Source organism: Corynebacterium tuingiense (genome assembly GCF_046718165.1).
Lineage (GTDB): Bacteria > Actinomycetota > Actinomycetes > Mycobacteriales > Mycobacteriaceae > Corynebacterium.
The window spans coordinates 19,750-36,646 of the sequence record NZ_CP177101.1; the positions used below are offsets into that span (position 1 = coordinate 19,750).

Here is a 16,897-nt window from a genome sequence, read left to right on the forward strand (position 1 = left end):
CCACCACTGTTTTGGCGGGGGATTCAGGGGTGGAAACAACCGTAAAATAGACCGCTTGGTTCAGAATGGAGGATTAATATTCACGTCGATTTTGGCTAACCGCGCTGTTTATGGGCCTGCAAAGGTAATACCATTAGCGTCGCGCTACCCCGCAAACTGAACAGCTTGGTACGTTTTCCTCCAGACAGCAATTGAGATCGGGAAAAGGAGGTGACTATGAGCCCGCGATTTTCGGCGTCAGCACCATTGGATTCCATAAGTGAAGAAGAACTGATGGTGCCGGAGCGTTTGGCCCTATCTTTCGAGGTAATTCCACCGCGCCATGACGCCGATGAAGCCAAAATCGACCGTTTGCTGGAAACCTTGGAAAGCTACCACCCGGATTATATTGCGGTGACAAGTTCCAAACGGTCCGGTTGGCTCGAAGGGACGACGGCCTTTATCGAGCGGATTTCGCGCACCACCTCGATGCGCCCGCTTGCGCACTTGGCCTGCACGGCTGGTTCGCGCACGGAACTAATCGGTTGGATCAACCGCTTGGTCGATGCCGGTGTCCGCGGCCTGCTGGCCCTGCGCGGGGACCTGCCAGAGGAAGGTTTGCCGGAGTACTATCCGCAGCATGCCGATGAATTGATAAGCCTCATCCGGCAATTGGAAAGGCAACAAGCCGCGCGGTTCGCCGCTGGCCGCCTGGCCGTCGGAGTCGCGTGCTATCCCAGCGGGCACGTCGAATCTAAAAACGAAGATGAAGATTTTGACGTCTTGCTCAAAAAGCAACGCCTCGGCGCGGACTTCGCCATTACCCAGCTATTCTTCGATGCCCAGGATTACCTGCGCTTTACCAAAAAGGCCCAACTGGCCGGGGTGCATATTCCCCTTATTCCGGGAATCATGCCCATGACCAGCCTGCGCCGGGTGGAGCGAATGGGAGAGCTGTCCGGGCTCGCCGTGCCCGAAAGGGTGCGGTCGGCGCTCGCGGCAGCGACAACCCCAGAAGAAGAATACGAAACCGGCATGGAACTGACCGCCGAACTAGCCCGCGACATCGTGGCTGGTGGGGCGAGCGGGCTCCATATATATACCCACAACAACCCCGACAATACTCACGACCTACTAACCCGAATCGGAGTAGACAATGACCAACGCTAATTTCCCCAAGGCGACAATTGAGGGCTATCCCCGCATTGGCGCCAACCGCGAGTTGAAGCGCGCGCTCGAGTCCTACTGGGCGGGCCGCATCGATGCGGAGACCTTCGAGTCCGCCGCACACTCGCTGCGCCTGGATACCTACAACCGCCTGCGCGACCTCGGTCTGACCGAGGACTACGCCATCCCGGCGGACGTCGCTTACTACGACCAGGTTCTCGAAACCGCACTGACCGTCGGTGCCGTTGCCGGTGAAACCCTGGATGATGAGTTCACCTTGGCCCGCGGTAATAAGGACACCGCGCCGCTGGAGATGACCAAGTGGTTCGACACCAACTACCACTACATCGTGCCGGAAATTGCTGATGACCACGCTTTTAAGGCGCACCCACAGCGCATTATCAAGCTGGTAGAAGAAGCCCGCGAAGCAGGCCACACCGTGCGCCCGTACCTCGTTGGCCCGGTTACCCTGTTGGCCCTGTCCAAGCAGACCGAGGGTGCTGTCAAGGCCCCGCTTGAGCGCCTAGATGATGCCGTTGCTGCCTACCAGGAGGTCCTGGCGGAGCTGCACAAGGCAGGCGTGGAGTGGATCCAGTTGGCAGAACCTGCCCTCGTTGCAGACCTGACCAACGCCAGCGATGAGGACTTGGCTGCATATACCAAGCAGGCTTACTCCGCCATCCTGGGTGCAGAAGAGCGCCCACAGGTTTACCTGACTACCCCGTACGGCTCTGCGCGCAAGGGCCTCGATGTCATCGCAGAGCTCAAGCCAGAGGCCGTCCAGGTTGACCTTTCTGTCGGCACCCTGGCCCTGGATGAGGGCTACCTCGAGCGCGTCAAGAACCTGAACACCCACGTCGTTGCCGGCCTTGTCGATGGCCGCAATGTCTGGGCCGCCAACCTGCGCGACCTGCGCTCCAAGTACGAGGACCTGGCCGGCAGCATCGATGAGCTGTCCGTATCCACCTCCGTGTCCTTGCAGCACGTGCCGCACTCCGTCGAGGCAGAATCCAAGCTGCCTGCCGATGTCGCCCCATGGTTCTCCTTCGCCAATGAAAAGGTCAAGGAAGTCGTCGCCCTGGTACAGGGCCCAGAGGCAGCCGAAGAGGCTTACAGCGTCAGCGACCGCGCTGTTCGTACCCGCGCCGAGTCCGAGCGCATCAACAACGCCGCCGTGCAAGAGCGCATCTCCCAGCTGCCGGAAGGCGAGGTCAAGCGCGAGCCGGCCTTCAACGAGCGCAAGGAAGCACAGAAGGAGCTCGGCCTGTCCGAGCTGCCGACCACCACCATCGGTTCCTTCCCGCAGACCAAGGAAATCCGCCAGGCGCGTGCCGCGCACCGCAAGGGCGAGCTTTCTGATGCTGACTACAACTCCGCCCTCAAGGACGAAGTTAAGTCCGTCATCGAACTGCAGGAGCGCCTCGGCCTGGACGTCCTGGTTCACGGCGAGCCGGAGCGCAATGACATGGTGCAGTACTTCGCGGAGCTGCTCGATGGCTTCGTCACCACCGAAAACGGCTGGGTACAGTCCTACGGTTCCCGCTGCACCCGTCCGCCAATCGTTGTGGGTGACATCTCCCGCCCGGCTGCCATGACCACCGAGTGGTCGAAGTTTGCACAGTCGCTATCGGAGAAGCACGTCAAGGGCATGCTGACCGGCCCGGTCACCATCCTGGCGTGGTCCTTCGTCCGCGATGACGTGCACCAGTCCGTATCCGCGGACCAGCTGGGCGTGGCCTTGGCAGACGAGGTCCGCGACCTGGAGGAAGCCGGCATCGACATCATCCAGATCGATGAGCCAGCCCTGCGCGAGCTCCTGCCGCTGCGCGAGCAGGACCGCAAGGCCTACCTCGACTGGGCAGTGCGTTCCTTCCGCCTGGTAGCCCTCGAAGCCAAGCCCACCACCCAGATCCACACCCACCTGTGCTACTCGGAGTTCGGCCAGATCATCGACGCCGTCGCCGGCCTGGATGCAGACGTCACCTCCATTGAGGCAGCACGCTCCCGCATGGAGCTGCTGGAGGATATCGATGAGACCTTCCACTCTGAGATTGGACCTGGCATCTACGATATCCACTCCCCGCGCGTGCCTTCCGTGGAGGAAATGGCAGAGCTTATCCGCGCCGCACTCAAGAATGTGCCGCTGGATCGCCTGTGGGTTAACCCGGACTGCGGTCTGAAGACCCGTGGTTACGAGGAGACCGAAACCTCCCTGCGCAACATGGTGGAAGCCCGCGATGTGGTGCGCAACGCCCTCTAAATAGAACCTGAGAAATTCTAGGTTCTGAAAGAAAACGCTATGCAGCCGGTCTGCATAGCGTTTTCGTGATCTTGTACCCACCCGCGACGCTATGGCCGGAACCGGATTACCGTGGGCGCCATGAAGCACTCAGCATTTCGCAATAGCCAAGAATCCTTCCTGTCTGATTCCCTTGCCGGGTTCATAGCCCAGCATCCCGATGCCACCTGGCACGATGCGGGCTTCATTGGACGCAGCACCCCGCTGCGCACGGCCGATGATAAACCGGCGGTTGCGGTCATCTCCGGTGGCGGATCCGGCCACGAGCCCATGCACGCCGGCTTCATTGGGCAAGGCATGCTCGCCGCAGCCTGCCCGGGCCTGCTCTTTACCTCCCCGAATGCGGTCCAAGTCAGCGAAGCCACGCAGTGGGCCGACCAGGGCAGGGGAGTGCTGCACATTGTGAAGAACTACACCGGCGATGTCATGAACTTCACCGTGGCCCGCAACGCGGCAGAGGCCGTGGATACGCGTTCCGTCTTGGTTGCCGATGATATTGCTACCGAAGGCACCGGCGAGGGCCCAGGACGGCGCGGTACCGGCGCCACGATCTTGGTGGAAAAGGTGGCAGGTGCCGCGGCGTATCGCGGCGATGACCTGGACCAAGTAACGGAGCTAGCGGAGAGGACCGCGGATAAGTCCCGCAGCATGTCCGTGGCACTGGGATCCGGCTTTTTGCCCACCACTGGGCGCGATACCTTTGATTTGGACGACGGGCACATGGAAGTCGGTGTGGGCATCCACGGCGAGCCGGGCACGCACACGGAAAAGGTTGATAATGCCCATGCCATCGTCGCCACCGTACTGGAAAAGCTGGGTGCTGCCCTTGATATCAACAGCGGCGATGAGGTGGTGTGCCTAGTCAATGGTTTGGGCGGCACCACGCCATTGGAGCTGAGCCTGGTCTTCGGCGAGGCTTCCGCGCAGCTAGCGGAGAAGGGAATTACGGTAGTGCGCTCCATGGTGGGCAACTACGTCACCGCGGTCAATATGCACGGCGTATCCATCACGCTGCTCAAGGCGGACGATGAGCTGCTCGAGCTTATCGATGCCCCAACTTCAGCCCCCGCCTGGCCCCATACCTTGGGCGGTGCCAAGCAGGTGGAATCGGCGCGGATTACCTTCGAGGATGAACTGCCCTCCGAAGGCGCAGAAAACGAGTGGTTAAGCGACTTCGTCGGCCGCGTGCAATCCTCCATCGAGGAGTTGACCGAGCTTGACCGCAAGGCCGGCGATGGGGACTTTGGCACCAATATGGAGGCGGCGCTTGAAAGCATTAAACTGCCGCTGCGCGGCTCGGATGATGAGATTTTCACCGGCTTGGCCAAGCGCTTCCTCGTCCTGGCGGGCGGAACCTCGGGCGCGGTTTTCGGCAGCTTCTTCAACGACATGGCCCGCGCGGAGACCTTAGCGGAAGGTTTGAGCAGCGCGGCAGAGTTCATTCAAGAACTGGGCGGCGCGCAGCGCGGGGATTGCACCATGCTGGATGCGCTCATTCCGGCCGCGGAGAAGGCGCAAGAAATCGGCGCCGAGCGCCCAGACGAGCAAACGCTCCAGGCCCTGTACGAGGCCGCACGGGAGGGTGCGGAAGAAACCGGAAAGATCGCCGCCAAGAAGGGGCGCGCGTCCTATCTGGGCGATCGCAGCAAGGGAGTCATTGATCCCGGTGCTCTCGTGGTTAGCTGGCTATTTGGGGGACAAGCCTTGTCAGCTGACTAAGGGAAGACACATCGCCCTCTCCCTTTCCGGACCTGTCGAGGTACACAGCGCGCAGGCCCGCCCTGCGCGCACCGAGCACATCATTTTCCAGTGAATCGCCCACCATGAGCGTTTCCGCGGGCGTGACATCGAGCCGTTCGCAGGCGGCCAGGTAGGCCTGGCGCTGCGGTTTGGGGTATCCGAGTTCGACGGTGGGGATAAGGGGGACATCGGCAAGCGCGAGGCCTCCCGCCTCCAGTTTTGCCTGCTGCATCTCGCGCTGGCCATTGGTGAGGATGCCCACCCGGAAGCCGGATGCGAGCGCCCACTCGAGGGTGGGGCGGGCATCGGCAAAGGCGCGCCACTGGCTCTGGTAGGCGGACAAGTAGCCGTCGTAGGCGGCAAGGGCTGCGGCATCGTCCATGTCCTCGCCCAAAAATTCACGGCAACGGGCGATGCGCTGGCCTTGGTGGGATACCTCGCCGCGCTCATAGGCGGTAAACCACTTGCGTTCAATGGCGGCAAAACGCTGGTGCTGCCCAGTATTTAGCCCGCGCTGCCGGCACCATTCATCCACGCCGGCCCGCGCTGCGGCGGTGTGATCCATCAGGGTGTCATCGAGGTCGAAGAGCAACGCGCGAATCATAAGGATAACGATAGCGCGATCGCTGAGAGCGTTATGTCTTGCACAGCGGAGAGGAAGTAAATTCTTTACAATGGCTGGCATGACTCAGAAGACCGCAACTGCAACGATGCATACCAACTACGGCGATATTGTTATCGATCTCTTCGGTAACCACGCACCGGTAACCGTTGAAAACTTCATCGGTTTGGCCAAGGGCGAAAAGGACTACTCCACCCAGAACGCAAAGGGCGAGCAGTCCGGCCCGTTCTACGATGGCGCCATCTTCCACCGCATCATCGATAACTTCATGATTCAGGGCGGCGACCCCACCGGCACCGGCCGCGGTGGCCCGGGCTACCAGTTCCAGGACGAGTTCCACCCAGAGCTGCAGTTCGACCGCCCATTCCTGCTGGCCATGGCGAATGCCGGCCCAGGCACCAACGGCTCCCAGTTCTTCATCACCGTGGCGCCGACCCCGCACCTGAACAACCACCACACCATCTTCGGTGAGGTTACGGATCCGGCTTCGCAGGAAGTCGTCTCCAAGATTGGCAAGGTCGACACCGACCGCATGGACCGTCCGCACGAGGACGTTGTCATCGAGTCCATCGATATCGCCTAAGCGTTTTCCTCGCTCCGCGCCCGGCACCACACTCCTTCCTGTGGTGCCGGGTTCGTTTAGTTTTTATCCGATTGCCAACAAAGGGTCAGCTTTCACACCATGGTGAAAAATTATTTGCGCACCGCCCCCGTTACCTCGACTATTGCCGCGATCTGCATCATCGCGTGGTCAATTACCGCTGTACAAGCTCGAACTTTGGGCGAGACCTTCTTTCGCTCGACGCTGAGTCAAGACTGGGCCCTGTGGGGCCCGCAGTACGCCGATGCGCCGCTTACGGCGCTGTCCTCGGAATTCATGCACTTGGACGGCGGGCACCTCGCGGTCAACATGGTGGTGCTCCTGCTTATAGGTAGGGAAGTAGAGCGCGCCCTCGATACTGGGCTATACATCGCCGCGTACCTGGTTTCTTGTCTGGGCGCTTCCGCCATGGTGCTGTGGTTCGATTTTGGCACTCCCACGGTAGGGGCCTCCGGGGCGATCTTTGCGCTGATGGGCATGCTGGTGGGCGCCTTCCGGCAACGCGGGATGGATCTGCGCGCGCCCATCGTCCTCTTATTGGTCAATGTGGGCTATACCTTCGTCGCAGAGGGTGTCTCCCTGTGGGGGCATCTTGGTGGCTTGTGCACCGGCATCATCTTGAGCTTGTTCCTCTTCCATCGAAACAATTCCGTGCGCTGGGCGGGTGTCGCTCTCACCGCTGCGGTCATCATTGTGTTATTAGCCCTGCGAGCTGGGGTTTGGGGATAACTGTGGAATTTGATCACCGGAATGGGTGTGCGAAAGAAATCCACAATAGTTATCCACATTGTGGATAACCACATTCTTGTAATTTACCGAACGCTTTTCCGGAGTTTTCCCTGATCACACAGGTTATAGCGGTATCGGCGGCCGAAAAATCACCTGTGGAAGCCCGTGAAAACACTTATCCACAGGGTGGGGATAAGTCTGTGAAATAAATATTCCACAGGTTTCTTCCACAGCCTGTGGATAACTTTGTACCCATCGTGTGGGCGAATAGGTAGATTGGGGCCACTGACCTGCACAAGGAGGACTGTGGATAAACAACCGCATGCTGTGATCGTCGGCGCAGGGCCCAATGGGCTGACCGCTGCGGCCCGCCTCGCTACAGCCGGTTGGCGCGTGGATGTGTATGAGCGCGCCAGCCACCCGGGTGGGGCAGCGGCATCGTCGACGGAGATCTTTCCGGGCACCATCGTTGATCTTGGCGCGGCCGGTCACCCCTTCGGCATCGCGAGCCCGGCCTTCCGCGCACTCGATCTGGAATCCCACGGCCTGCGCTGGCGCCATGCGCGCTATCCCATGGCCCATCCACTGGAGAGCGCGCCGGCGGGCATTCTCCACACCTCCCTCGAGGAAACCGCTGCGGGGCTCGGCACCGATGCCCGGGCGTGGACCCGCCTGCACGGCCACGTGGTGCGCAATATCGACGCACACGTGAATAACGCGCTCACCCCGCTGGTGCGCTGGCCCGAGCACCCGGTCCGCTTGGCGCAATTCGGCGCGCCGGGCCTGCTTCCGGCGAGCGCGCTCGCGCGGGCGGCGTTTTCTTCCCCGCAGGCCCGCGCCTTATTCGCCGGTAGCGCGGTACACGCCATTACCTCGCCTACCAGGGCTTTTACCTCCGCATTCGGCCTGCTCTTTGGTGCGCTCGGCATGACCCGCGGTTGGCCAGTGGTGGAAGGCAGTACGCAGGCGCTTGCCGATGCTCTCGTCTCCCTCCTCCGCTCCCACAACGCCCGCATCCACACCGACGCCGACATCACCGATGTGCGCAGCCTGCCCCGCGCCGATGCCCTTATCCTCAACCTCACCCCGCGTCAGGTTCTCGGGCTGGGCGGGCTCGACCTTCCTGCACGGACCCGGCGATCCCTGGGGCGCTGGCGCTATGGCAGCGCGGTCTACAAGGTGGGCTTTCACTTAAGCGAACCCGTGCCGTGGGCCGATCCCCGCGTGGGCCAAGCGGGCACCGTCCACGTGGGCGGCAGCGTGGAGGAGATTGGTGGGGCGGAAAGGGACATCGGTAAGCGCCGCATGCCCGAACGCCCCCTAGTCATGGTGTGTCAACAGTACGTGGCCGACCCGTCCCGTGGGCTTGTGCTGTGGACCTATGCGCACGTGCCGCGCGGCTATGAGGAGCGTTATCCGGGGGAGGTGGCCGGACTCATCGCGTGGCAGATCGAGCGCTTCGCACCCGGTTTTCGCGATACCGTCCTGGCCACCCACACCACGAGTCCGGCCGATCTGGAACGCTGGAACCCCAACCTGGTGGGCGGCGATATCGCCGGTGGCGCGATGACCGGGCTGCAGACCGTGCTGCGCCCGCGCCTCTCCGCGCACCCGCACCGGCTCGCGCCGGGAATATTCATGGCTTCGGGGTCCACCGCGCCCGGGGCCGGCGTCCATGGCATGCCCGGCTGGTGGGCCGCGGGGGATGTGGCTACCCCTTAATAGGAGCCCGGCGTTCACAGTAGAGGAATACCGCACCGATCATCCACAGCGTTACTGCGGCTAGATATCCAGGGGTGGTCGTGGTCTGCGGCTCGATACTATTGCCGGGAATGAGGCCGGTGACTAATGGCTCCAGTACGAAACCGAGCACGGCAACGTAATCTAGCCAGCCCAACCTGTGGGAAAATGCCCCCGCCGCGCCGAAAAGTGGCCCGGCGATAAGGGCAAAGAGGAACCACGCGGCATTGGAGGAAAAGGCCGTCTGCCAGTCGTAGATGCCAAAGGCGAAAAGCAGCCCGTAGTGCACCGCCAACATGAGCAGGAGTATGCCGGCTCCTGCGAAAAAGGCCGTGGTCCACCGGTGGGAGCACGCCTTGCCCATGAGGTAAGCAAATAGCGCCCACACCATGCCAGAGCCCAGCACTGGGCCAAGGTAATTGCGTAAGGACAGGCGCGCGGGTGCGGTGCCTTCGATCAGGGCGGGATCAGAAAACGCGATATGGACGACGGCATAGGCCACCGAGACGGCTAAGCCGGCCAAGAGAACGTACTGGGACCGGTGCCGCGGCGGTGCGGGTGAACGACTGGTCATGGTGTGCTCCTTGAGATGAGGATCCCGCCATGTCCGAGGCGAGTACTTGTGAAGGACATGAAACGGTTATAATTTCAATAATAATAATTGCATGCGCGATATCGCGGAAGAGCACTCTTAGTGGTCATTTAGACAGTAGATCGCACCCAATTTATCCCTGCGCTTTTGCAGGGTAGCTGCTTGATGACAAAACCGGAGGGTCCAGTTGAGCAGACTGATTATCAAGGCAATGAGCATGGATATGTCTCAAAATGCACATATAGGGCTAGTCATGAAGCAACAACCACAGTGCTAAGGGCTACGTAACTTAAAGGAGATACGTGGTCAGTTTTCATCTCTATTCTTCCGTAGGTCATTCATTGGTCGGGCGCATAAAGATATCCATCATCGAGAAGATGGGATCTGACGAGGCAAAGATCCGGTCTGTTATATCACGCGGCGACCAGCTATCAGGGAAATCCTTGAACTCATTTGTGACAGTTCCGAGGGCCAAATCGGGACTATTTTTAACAGCAGTGAGGATGGTGAAGACCTCGTTAGGGGTGGCGTAGGAAGCATTTATGTCATTAGCGCCGGTGGCATCAGCAATGCTGGCCCAATCATTTACTTCCGCAATATCGCTTAAAATATTAGAAACAATAGTTTCTGGTTTTAAATCCATATTTACGTTCTCCTGACGTGATGCGGTGGTTGGCGTTGGCAGCGCGCTTGCTCGAGAGAAACCGAGGGTAGAGGTGGCATCGGCAAGCGATACTTCCTAAAGATCAGTGTAGTCCAGTGGCTGGTGCGGATCTATGGCTAAACGAAGTTGAGCATCACAGTCGATAGGCCTCGACAATCTCACATAAAAAAGCGAACGTGACGTCATTGACATCGGCTTATGGTACCGATAGGTTATAACATAGTTCTGCGCTGGGATATCGGCGCTATTTTGGGACGGTGCCTGCCCGGACAAAAGATAAGTGAATGACATATGCAGACACAGACGAAGGGCCACGTAGAAGGCCTGTACATCGACGAGAACGTCGAGCTGGGCGCTGGTGCGCTGAACTTTGGCGGGCGCATTGAAGACATCTCGCTTGGCGATGTCCCCGCAGCGCACGCGGCCTGGCAATCCGGTGACCCAAACGTTTTGCTGTGGGTCCCAGGTTTTGTGGACCTGCACAATCACGGCGGCAATGGCGGAAGCTTTCCTAATGGTGATTATGACCAGTGCCGCGCCGCCGCGCGCTTTCATCGCGCCCACGGCACCACCACCCTGATAGCCAGCATGGTTTCTGGAACGCAGGCGGAGCTGTGCGCGCGTGCGGAGTTGCTTGCCGCGCTGGCAGATGAGGGGGATATCGCTGGCATCCATATGGAAGGCCCGTTTATCGCCGCGGCCAAATGTGGCGCGCAGGATCCATCGCGCATCGTGCCAGGGAACCCAGACTTTTTCCGCGCGGTGATCGATGCCGCCCGCGGCCACCTGCGGTCCATTACCTTCGCCCCAGAAACCCAGGCCGCGGCGGAGCTCCTCGAGGTTTGCGCAGAGCACGATATTATCGCCAGCCTGGGCCATACCGAAGCTGATTACGAGACCACGTTGCGAGTCATGGCGCAGGCGAAAGACTTGGGCGTCACCGTGACCGGCACCCACCTTTTTAACGCCATGCCGCCCATCCACCACCGTGCACCCGGCACGGTGGCCGCGCTCCTTACCGGCTCGAAGGCGGGCGATGCGGGAGTAGAGCTCATTGCCGATGGCGTGCATCTTGCCGATGGCACCGTGGATATGGCCTATAACCGCCGCTCCTTTGCGGTCACCGATGCGATGGCCGCTGCCGGCATGGCCGATGGCTCCTATGAGCTGGGCTCCCTGCCCGTTACCGTGACCGATGGTGTGGCGCGGGTGGACAGTGGCGCCATCGCCGGTGGAACCTCCACCTTGGCGCAGCAATTTGCGCGTTTTGCCGCGCGCCACGGCGCAGAGGAGGCGGTTCGGTTTACCTCCACCACGGCCGCAGACGTGTTGGGGGATAAGGACGTGGGCCGTTTGGCTCCCGGCAAGCGCGCCAACCTCGTGGGCCTGAATGCACACTTCGAGCCCGTACGCGTCATCGCTGATGGTATCGACGTCACCGACGCGGCAGATACTGATTCACGTTAGGAAATACTGCATGGACATCCTCATCCGTTCCACACCAGCAGAGGTGGCTACAGCCGCCGCCGACATCTTCGTCCGTTATGCCAATGCCGGGGCAACCTTGGGCCTGGCCACGGGTTCTACTCCGGTCGCGATGTATCAAGAACTCACCGCCCGCTGCGAGCGCGGGGAGGTGAGTTTCGCTCGCAGTCGCGCCTTCCTCCTAGATGAATACGTGGGGCTAGATCGCTCCCATGAGCAATCGTATTACTCCACCATCCGGCGCATATTTACCAGCCACGTCGATTTCATTGATGAGTTAGTACAGAGCCCGGAGGGCGATGCCGCGGATCCGAACCGCGCCGCAGCAGCCTATGACCAGGCTATTCGCCATGCCGGCGGCATCGACATCCAGCTGCTTGGCATCGGTGGCGATGGGCACATCGGCTTTAATGAGCCCTCTAGCTCCTTGCAATCGCGCACCCGCCTGGAAACGCTGCACCCACGGACCGTGCAGGATAATGCCCGCTTTTTCGAGAACACGGATAGCGTTCCTCGCTACGCGCTGACCCAGGGGCTCGGCACGATCAGCGAGGCCCGCCACCTATTGCTGCTGGCCACCGGGACCGAAAAGTCCACCGCGGTCCGCAACATGGTGGAGGGTCCGCTATCCGCGCACTGCCCGGCCTCAATCCTCCAGCTGCACCCGCGGGCCACGGTGATTCTCGATGAAGATGCGGCCTCCCAACTGGAGGATCTCGAGTACTACCGCTTCGTGGATGAGCACCGTCCGCACTAAATCCCTCTTTACTTCTTTACGCCTTTGAAAGGACTCCTGCCGTGAAACTTAATATTATGGGGCCGCTGCAGCGGCTCGGAAAGGCGCTGATGGGCGCCGTGGCAGTGCTGCCTGTCGCGGCGATCCTCGGTGGCGTTGGCTACTGGATAGCCAGCGTTGCTGGCCAGGATAACGTGGTCGCGCAGCTACTCGTCAGCTCCGGTGGCGCCGTTCTGGATAACCTTGGCTGGATCTTCGCCGTCGCCATCGCCTTTGGCTTGGCCAAGGACTCCAATGGTGCCTCCGCGCTGTCCGGGTTCCTCGCCTATGCCACCTTCATGAAGCTCTTGGGCCCCGATGCCGTTGCCGGTTACCGCGGCATCGAAGATCCCGCGGCGCTTACTGGCGATGACGCCGTGGAATGGGCTGCCGAGGGCTGGAATGCCGTCGGTGACGGCAACGTTCTTTTCGGCATTCTCGCCGGCGTCATGGCCGCGATGGTCTATAACCGCTTCCACGGCACCAAGCTGCCGGACTTCCTGGCCTTCTTCTCCGGCCGCCGCCTCGTTCCCATCCTCACCGCGCTTTTCGCCATCGTGGTCTCCGCCATCCTCTACTTTGTATGGCCCTTCATCTACCACGCGCTCTTCAATTTCGGTACCTCCATCCAGGGCCTTGGCGCCGCGGGTGCGGGCATCTACGGTGTGGCCAACCGCCTGCTCATCCCGACGGGCCTGCACCACGCGCTGAACTCCGTCTTCTGGTTTGATGTCATTGGCATCAATGACATCGGTGAATTCCAATCCGGCCAATCCACCATCGACGCGGCCGCCGCGGCCACCTCCGCCGCAGAGTGCCCCGGCATCTGGGAGAACGGACAGTGCACCGTGGATGGCGTCGTTGGACGCTACCAGGCAGGATTCTTCCCGGTCATGATGTTTGGCCTGCCAGGTGCCGCCCTGGCTATGTACCTGCGCGCGGATAAGGGCCGGCGCAAGGTCATCGGCTCCCTCATGGCCGCCGGCGCCCTGGCTTCCTTCTTCACTGGCGTGACCGAGCCGCTGGAATTCTCCTTCATGTTCGTCGCCCCGCTGCTCTACGTGGTGCACGCGCTGCTGACCGGCCTCTCCGTCTTTATCGCCGCCGCGATGGAATGGACCGCGGGCTTCGGCTTCTCCGCAGGTTTCGTGGATATGCTGCTGTCCTCGCAAAACCCGCTGGCCAATAAGTGGTACATGCTGCTTCTCATGGGCGTTATTTTCTTCGCCCTCTACTTCGTCATCTTCTACTACCTCATCGGCTGGTTTAACCTGAAGACCCCAGGCCGCGGCGATGACGAGGGCGCTCCTGAAGAAGACGATTCCGCCACGGGCGATGATAAGACTGCGGCTTCCGCCGCCCGCATCATCGAGGGGCTCGGCGGCAAGGACAATATCGATTCCCTGGATTACTGCACCACCCGCCTGCGCGTGGGCGTGAAGGATCGCGCGCTTGTCGATGACCCCACTATCAAGCGCGCCGGCATATCCGGCGTCATCCACCCCTCCGAAAAGAACGTGCAGGTCATCGTGGGGCCTTCCGTGCAGTTCATGTTTGATGAGGTCAACCACCAGCTGCGCACCGGCTCCGCATCGGTAGCTACGGCCACCGCGAAGCCCAGCGAAGACTCTCGCCCTGCAGAGAAGATCGGCACCGATGTCGAGCTTCACGCCCCATTCGAGGGAACCGTCGTGCCGCTTTCTGAGGTTCCCGATGAGTCCTTTGCCCAGGGCATGGTGGGTGAAGGCTTTGCCGTTATTCCTACCGTGATCGATGCCTTCGATGTCTGCGCCCCTGTCGATGGCACCATCACCATGGTCTTTAAGACCGGCCATGCCTTCGGCATGCGGACCGAAGAGGGCCTCGACCTGCTCATCCACATCGGCATCGATACCGTGGAACTGAAAGGCGAGGGCTTTACCAAGCTCGCGGCTAAGGGCGACGTCGTCCGCGCCGGGGCCCCCATCATCGCTGTGGAGTCAGAGAAGCTGCGCGAACGCGGCATCAACCTGATTACCCCGGTGGTCTGCCCCACGGGAAAGCAGATCGCTGGAGTGGACATTGAACACGAGGGTGGCGCTGACCAGAGCGTTGCCGTCGCCCGCGTGCGGCCGGCTGAACACTAAGGTCTAAGCACGAGAAACCCTCGCGGTCACCTTGCGGTGGCGGCGAGGGTTTCTTTTTGGCGGCGGTCTAGCGCCAGCCCATGGTCATGAGCAAACCAACAAGGGCGAGGCCGAAGCCAATCCCGTAGTTCCAACCGCCGAGCTCTGCCATGAATGGGATGGATTCACCGGCGAGGTAATTGACCACGAGCCACAGCAGGCCGAGGACCATCAGGCCAAGCATGATGGCCACGTACCACTTCGGGGTGCCTTCAGAGTTGATTTTGACCGGAGTGCGATTCGCCCCGGCAGAGCTCGATACCTGGGTGGCAGAGCTCTGGGTGATCTTTGACTTTGGCATAAGAGACCTTCTCTAGATTTCAGTTCTTATCTCAGTGCTTACTGATGAATTACGATACCAGTAGCTATGGCTGCGGCAGTAGCGCCGAGGCTTCGAATTTCCAGATGCGGACCTCCACGTCCTGATCCTTGCGGATGGTATCGCCAGGATTAATAGACGCCCAACCGATCTTATTGCTATCGACCAAGGCGCCGGTAGGAATGGGCTCGCCCACGCGCAGTTGGCCATCCCAGCCCGCCTGGCGCAGGGCATTTTCGGCTTGTCCTTGATTCTTGTGCATGACCTCGGGTGCCTTCATGAGCATTCCATTGGATACCTCAATGGTGACAGTCTGGCCTTTTTCCAGCTGCGCGCCCTGGTTGGAGACGCTTAGCACTGTTCCTTCCGGCTCTAGGGAATCGACTTCGCGGACATTGACGTCGAAGTCATTGGCTTCGAGGCGGCTGCGCGCATCCTCCTCGTTCAAGCCGGAAACATCAGGAACGCGCTTCTTTTCGATGCCCTTAGACACCGTCACCCGGACCTTCGAGCCCTTGGACAATTGCGTACCACCTGCGGGGTTCTGCTGGATTACCTGACCGGCGGGGGCTTCATCGTTGCGCTCAGAAATATCTGAGTTCAGCTCCAGGCCGGCCTCTTCCAAGACCTGCGCCGCCTGATCCAGGTTCATGCCGGTGATATCGGGGACATCGATGATTTCCTTGCCGGAGGAAACGGTCAGGGTCACCGAGGCATTCTTCTGCAATTCCGAGCCAGGGGCCGGATTGATGCGAATCGCGTTATTGCGATCGATATCCGGGTTAGCCTCTTCGTTCACGGTGACGAGAAGCCCCAAGTCCTCGAGTTCTTTGACCACTTCATTGCGCGGGCGGTTTTCTACTTCCGGCACGATGACGCTATTGTGCTCGGCTACCTCGGTTTGGTTCCGGCCGTCCCTATTCTTTTCATCGTCGCTACGCCAGAAATCCCAGGCAAAATAGCCCAAGATGGCGACCAACAGCGCGACGAGAAGCAGCGCGAGCCACTTCATCCAGCCGCCGCCCGCTTCCTCTTCGGTTTCTCCGGTAGGGCGCGTCGATTCGATCGGTGCCCGGTGGGACGCAGCCGCAGGGGCAGCAGCAGTGGCGGTCGCCGGCGCGGGCATCGCCGTTGTGGCTTCATCCTCGTTGACGTGCATGCGGGCAGCTTCGGTGACCTGGCCCGTGCGCAGGCGATCCAAATCGCCGGCCATCTCCCAGGCGGACTGGTAGCGGTCCGCGGGGTGTTTGGCCATCGCTGTCAGTACCACCGCATCGATATTGACCCGCTGGGTGGGGGTCAACGAGGGGTCATCGATAAGCTCCGAAGGCGGGGCCGGTTCTTCCTGCACATGCTGGTAAGCCACGGCAAAGGGGGTTTCGCCTTCGAATGGGGTGCGGCCGGTGAGTACCTCGTACATGACGCAGCCCAGCGCATAGACATCAGAACGCGCATCGGCGTTCTTGCCGCGCGCCTGCTCCGGGGAAAGGTACTGGGCGGTACCGATAACGGCAGAAGTTTGGGTCATCGCCGAGGTCGAATCATCCAATGCACGGGCGATGCCAAAGTCCATCACCTTCACCTGGCCGGTATTGGTGAGCATGATATTCGCCGGCTTGATATCGCGGTGAATGATTCCCGCCTCATGGGATGCCTGCAAGGCCTCAGCGACCGGCTTGAGGATCTCCGCCGCCTCTTGGGCAGGCAGCGGGCCATCTTCGCGAATAATATCGCGCAGCGTAGCCCCATTGACCCGCTCCATGACGATATACGGGATGGTCATGCCATCCACCTCGGTCTCGCCGGTGTCATAGACCGCCACGATATTGGGATGGTTTAGCTTGCCGGAGTTCTGCGCCTCGCGGTAGAAGCGCTCGCGGAAGTTGATATCGCGAGCCATCTCCGTGCGCAGCATTTTTACCGCTACTTGCCGGCCTAAAGTGGTGTCTTCTGCGGCAAATACCTCGGACATGCCGCCGGAGCCGATGATCTCACCGAGCCGGTACCGGTCATTGACCAT

At 60.7% G+C, this 16,897-nt stretch carries 14 protein-coding genes; 9 read left to right on the top strand and 5 right to left on the bottom strand.

Annotation, left to right across the window (positions count from 1 at the left end; genetic code table 11):
• The first annotated feature begins 216 nt into the window (after positions 1-216).
• The 3 genes from ACLI1T_RS00110 to ACLI1T_RS00120 all read left to right on the top strand — a co-directional run bounded on the left by ACLI1T_RS00110 (position 217) and on the right by ACLI1T_RS00120 (position 5,164).
• Entirely contained in the window at positions 217-1,149 is a 933-nt protein-coding gene (locus ACLI1T_RS00110; protein WP_284850441.1) for a methylenetetrahydrofolate reductase, read from the top strand.
• Positions 1,136-3,406: a 5-methyltetrahydropteroyltriglutamate--homocysteine S-methyltransferase gene (gene metE, locus ACLI1T_RS00115; protein ID WP_411702714.1), complete on the top strand. Its 2,271-nt coding sequence runs from the start codon at positions 1,136-1,138 to the stop codon at positions 3,404-3,406. Before ACLI1T_RS00110 ends, metE begins: the two co-directional genes overlap by 14 nt.
• 120 nt (positions 3,407-3,526) lie before the next feature.
• A complete protein-coding gene (locus ACLI1T_RS00120; protein ID WP_411702715.1) occupies positions 3,527-5,164 on the top strand; it encodes a dihydroxyacetone kinase family protein in 1,638 nt (545 codons plus the stop codon).
• Here ACLI1T_RS00120 and ACLI1T_RS00125 read toward each other — a convergent pair.
• Complete coding sequence (locus ACLI1T_RS00125) at positions 5,124-5,789, bottom strand: HAD family hydrolase (RefSeq protein WP_411702716.1); 666 nt, start codon at positions 5,787-5,789, stop codon at positions 5,124-5,126. The two genes, ACLI1T_RS00120 and ACLI1T_RS00125, sit on opposite strands and share 41 nt — an antisense overlap.
• Before the next feature lie 70 nt (positions 5,790-5,859).
• On the opposite strand from ACLI1T_RS00125, the gene ACLI1T_RS00130 reads away from it, so the two are divergent.
• From ACLI1T_RS00130 to ACLI1T_RS00140, 3 genes are all read left to right on the top strand, one after another.
• Entirely contained in the window at positions 5,860-6,390 is a 531-nt protein-coding gene (locus ACLI1T_RS00130; RefSeq protein WP_005280498.1) for a peptidylprolyl isomerase, read from the top strand.
• 99 nt (positions 6,391-6,489) lie between these two features.
• A complete protein-coding gene (locus ACLI1T_RS00135) occupies positions 6,490-7,137 on the top strand; it encodes a rhomboid family intramembrane serine protease (protein ID WP_411702717.1) in 648 nt (215 codons plus the stop codon).
• Between the two features lie 306 nt (positions 7,138-7,443).
• Positions 7,444-8,859, top strand: coding sequence for a phytoene desaturase family protein (locus ACLI1T_RS00140; RefSeq protein ID WP_411702718.1), 1,416 nt, complete (start codon positions 7,444-7,446; stop codon positions 8,857-8,859).
• On the opposite strand, the gene ACLI1T_RS00145 is transcribed toward ACLI1T_RS00140, so the two are convergent.
• Both ACLI1T_RS00145 and ACLI1T_RS00150 read right to left on the bottom strand, forming a co-directional pair.
• A complete protein-coding gene (locus ACLI1T_RS00145; RefSeq protein ID WP_349852954.1) occupies positions 8,849-9,451 on the bottom strand; it encodes a hypothetical protein in 603 nt (200 codons plus the stop codon). The genes ACLI1T_RS00140 and ACLI1T_RS00145 overlap by 11 nt on opposite strands.
• 352 nt (positions 9,452-9,803) lie before the next feature.
• Entirely contained in the window at positions 9,804-10,112 is a 309-nt protein-coding gene (locus tag ACLI1T_RS00150) for a hypothetical protein (protein WP_411702719.1), read from the bottom strand.
• 312 nt (positions 10,113-10,424) lie between these two features.
• Between ACLI1T_RS00150 and ACLI1T_RS00155 the strand changes: the two genes are divergently transcribed.
• Genes ACLI1T_RS00155 through nagE form a run of 3 tightly spaced genes read left to right on the top strand, consistent with a single transcriptional unit; the run spans position 10,425 to position 14,519 of the window.
• The gene (locus ACLI1T_RS00155) at positions 10,425-11,600 is read left to right on the top strand and encodes an N-acetylglucosamine-6-phosphate deacetylase (protein ID WP_411702720.1); all 1,176 of its coding nucleotides are present in this window, start codon (positions 10,425-10,427) and stop codon (positions 11,598-11,600) included.
• A 10-nt stretch (positions 11,601-11,610) separates the two neighbouring features.
• Positions 11,611-12,375: a glucosamine-6-phosphate deaminase gene (gene nagB, locus ACLI1T_RS00160; RefSeq protein ID WP_411702721.1), complete on the top strand. Its 765-nt coding sequence runs from the start codon at positions 11,611-11,613 to the stop codon at positions 12,373-12,375.
• A gap of 56 nt (positions 12,376-12,431) precedes the next feature.
• Positions 12,432-14,519: an N-acetylglucosamine-specific PTS transporter subunit IIBC gene (gene nagE, locus ACLI1T_RS00165; RefSeq protein WP_411703321.1), complete on the top strand. Its 2,088-nt coding sequence runs from the start codon at positions 12,432-12,434 to the stop codon at positions 14,517-14,519.
• A gap of 67 nt (positions 14,520-14,586) precedes the next feature.
• On the opposite strand, the gene crgA is transcribed toward nagE, so the two are convergent.
• Both crgA and pknB read right to left on the bottom strand, forming a co-directional pair.
• A complete protein-coding gene (gene crgA, locus ACLI1T_RS00170) occupies positions 14,587-14,859 on the bottom strand; it encodes a cell division protein CrgA (protein ID WP_284864825.1) in 273 nt (90 codons plus the stop codon).
• A 64-nt stretch (positions 14,860-14,923) separates the two neighbouring features.
• Complete coding sequence (pknB, locus tag ACLI1T_RS00175) at positions 14,924-16,897, bottom strand: Stk1 family PASTA domain-containing Ser/Thr kinase (protein ID WP_411702722.1); 1,974 nt, start codon at positions 16,895-16,897, stop codon at positions 14,924-14,926.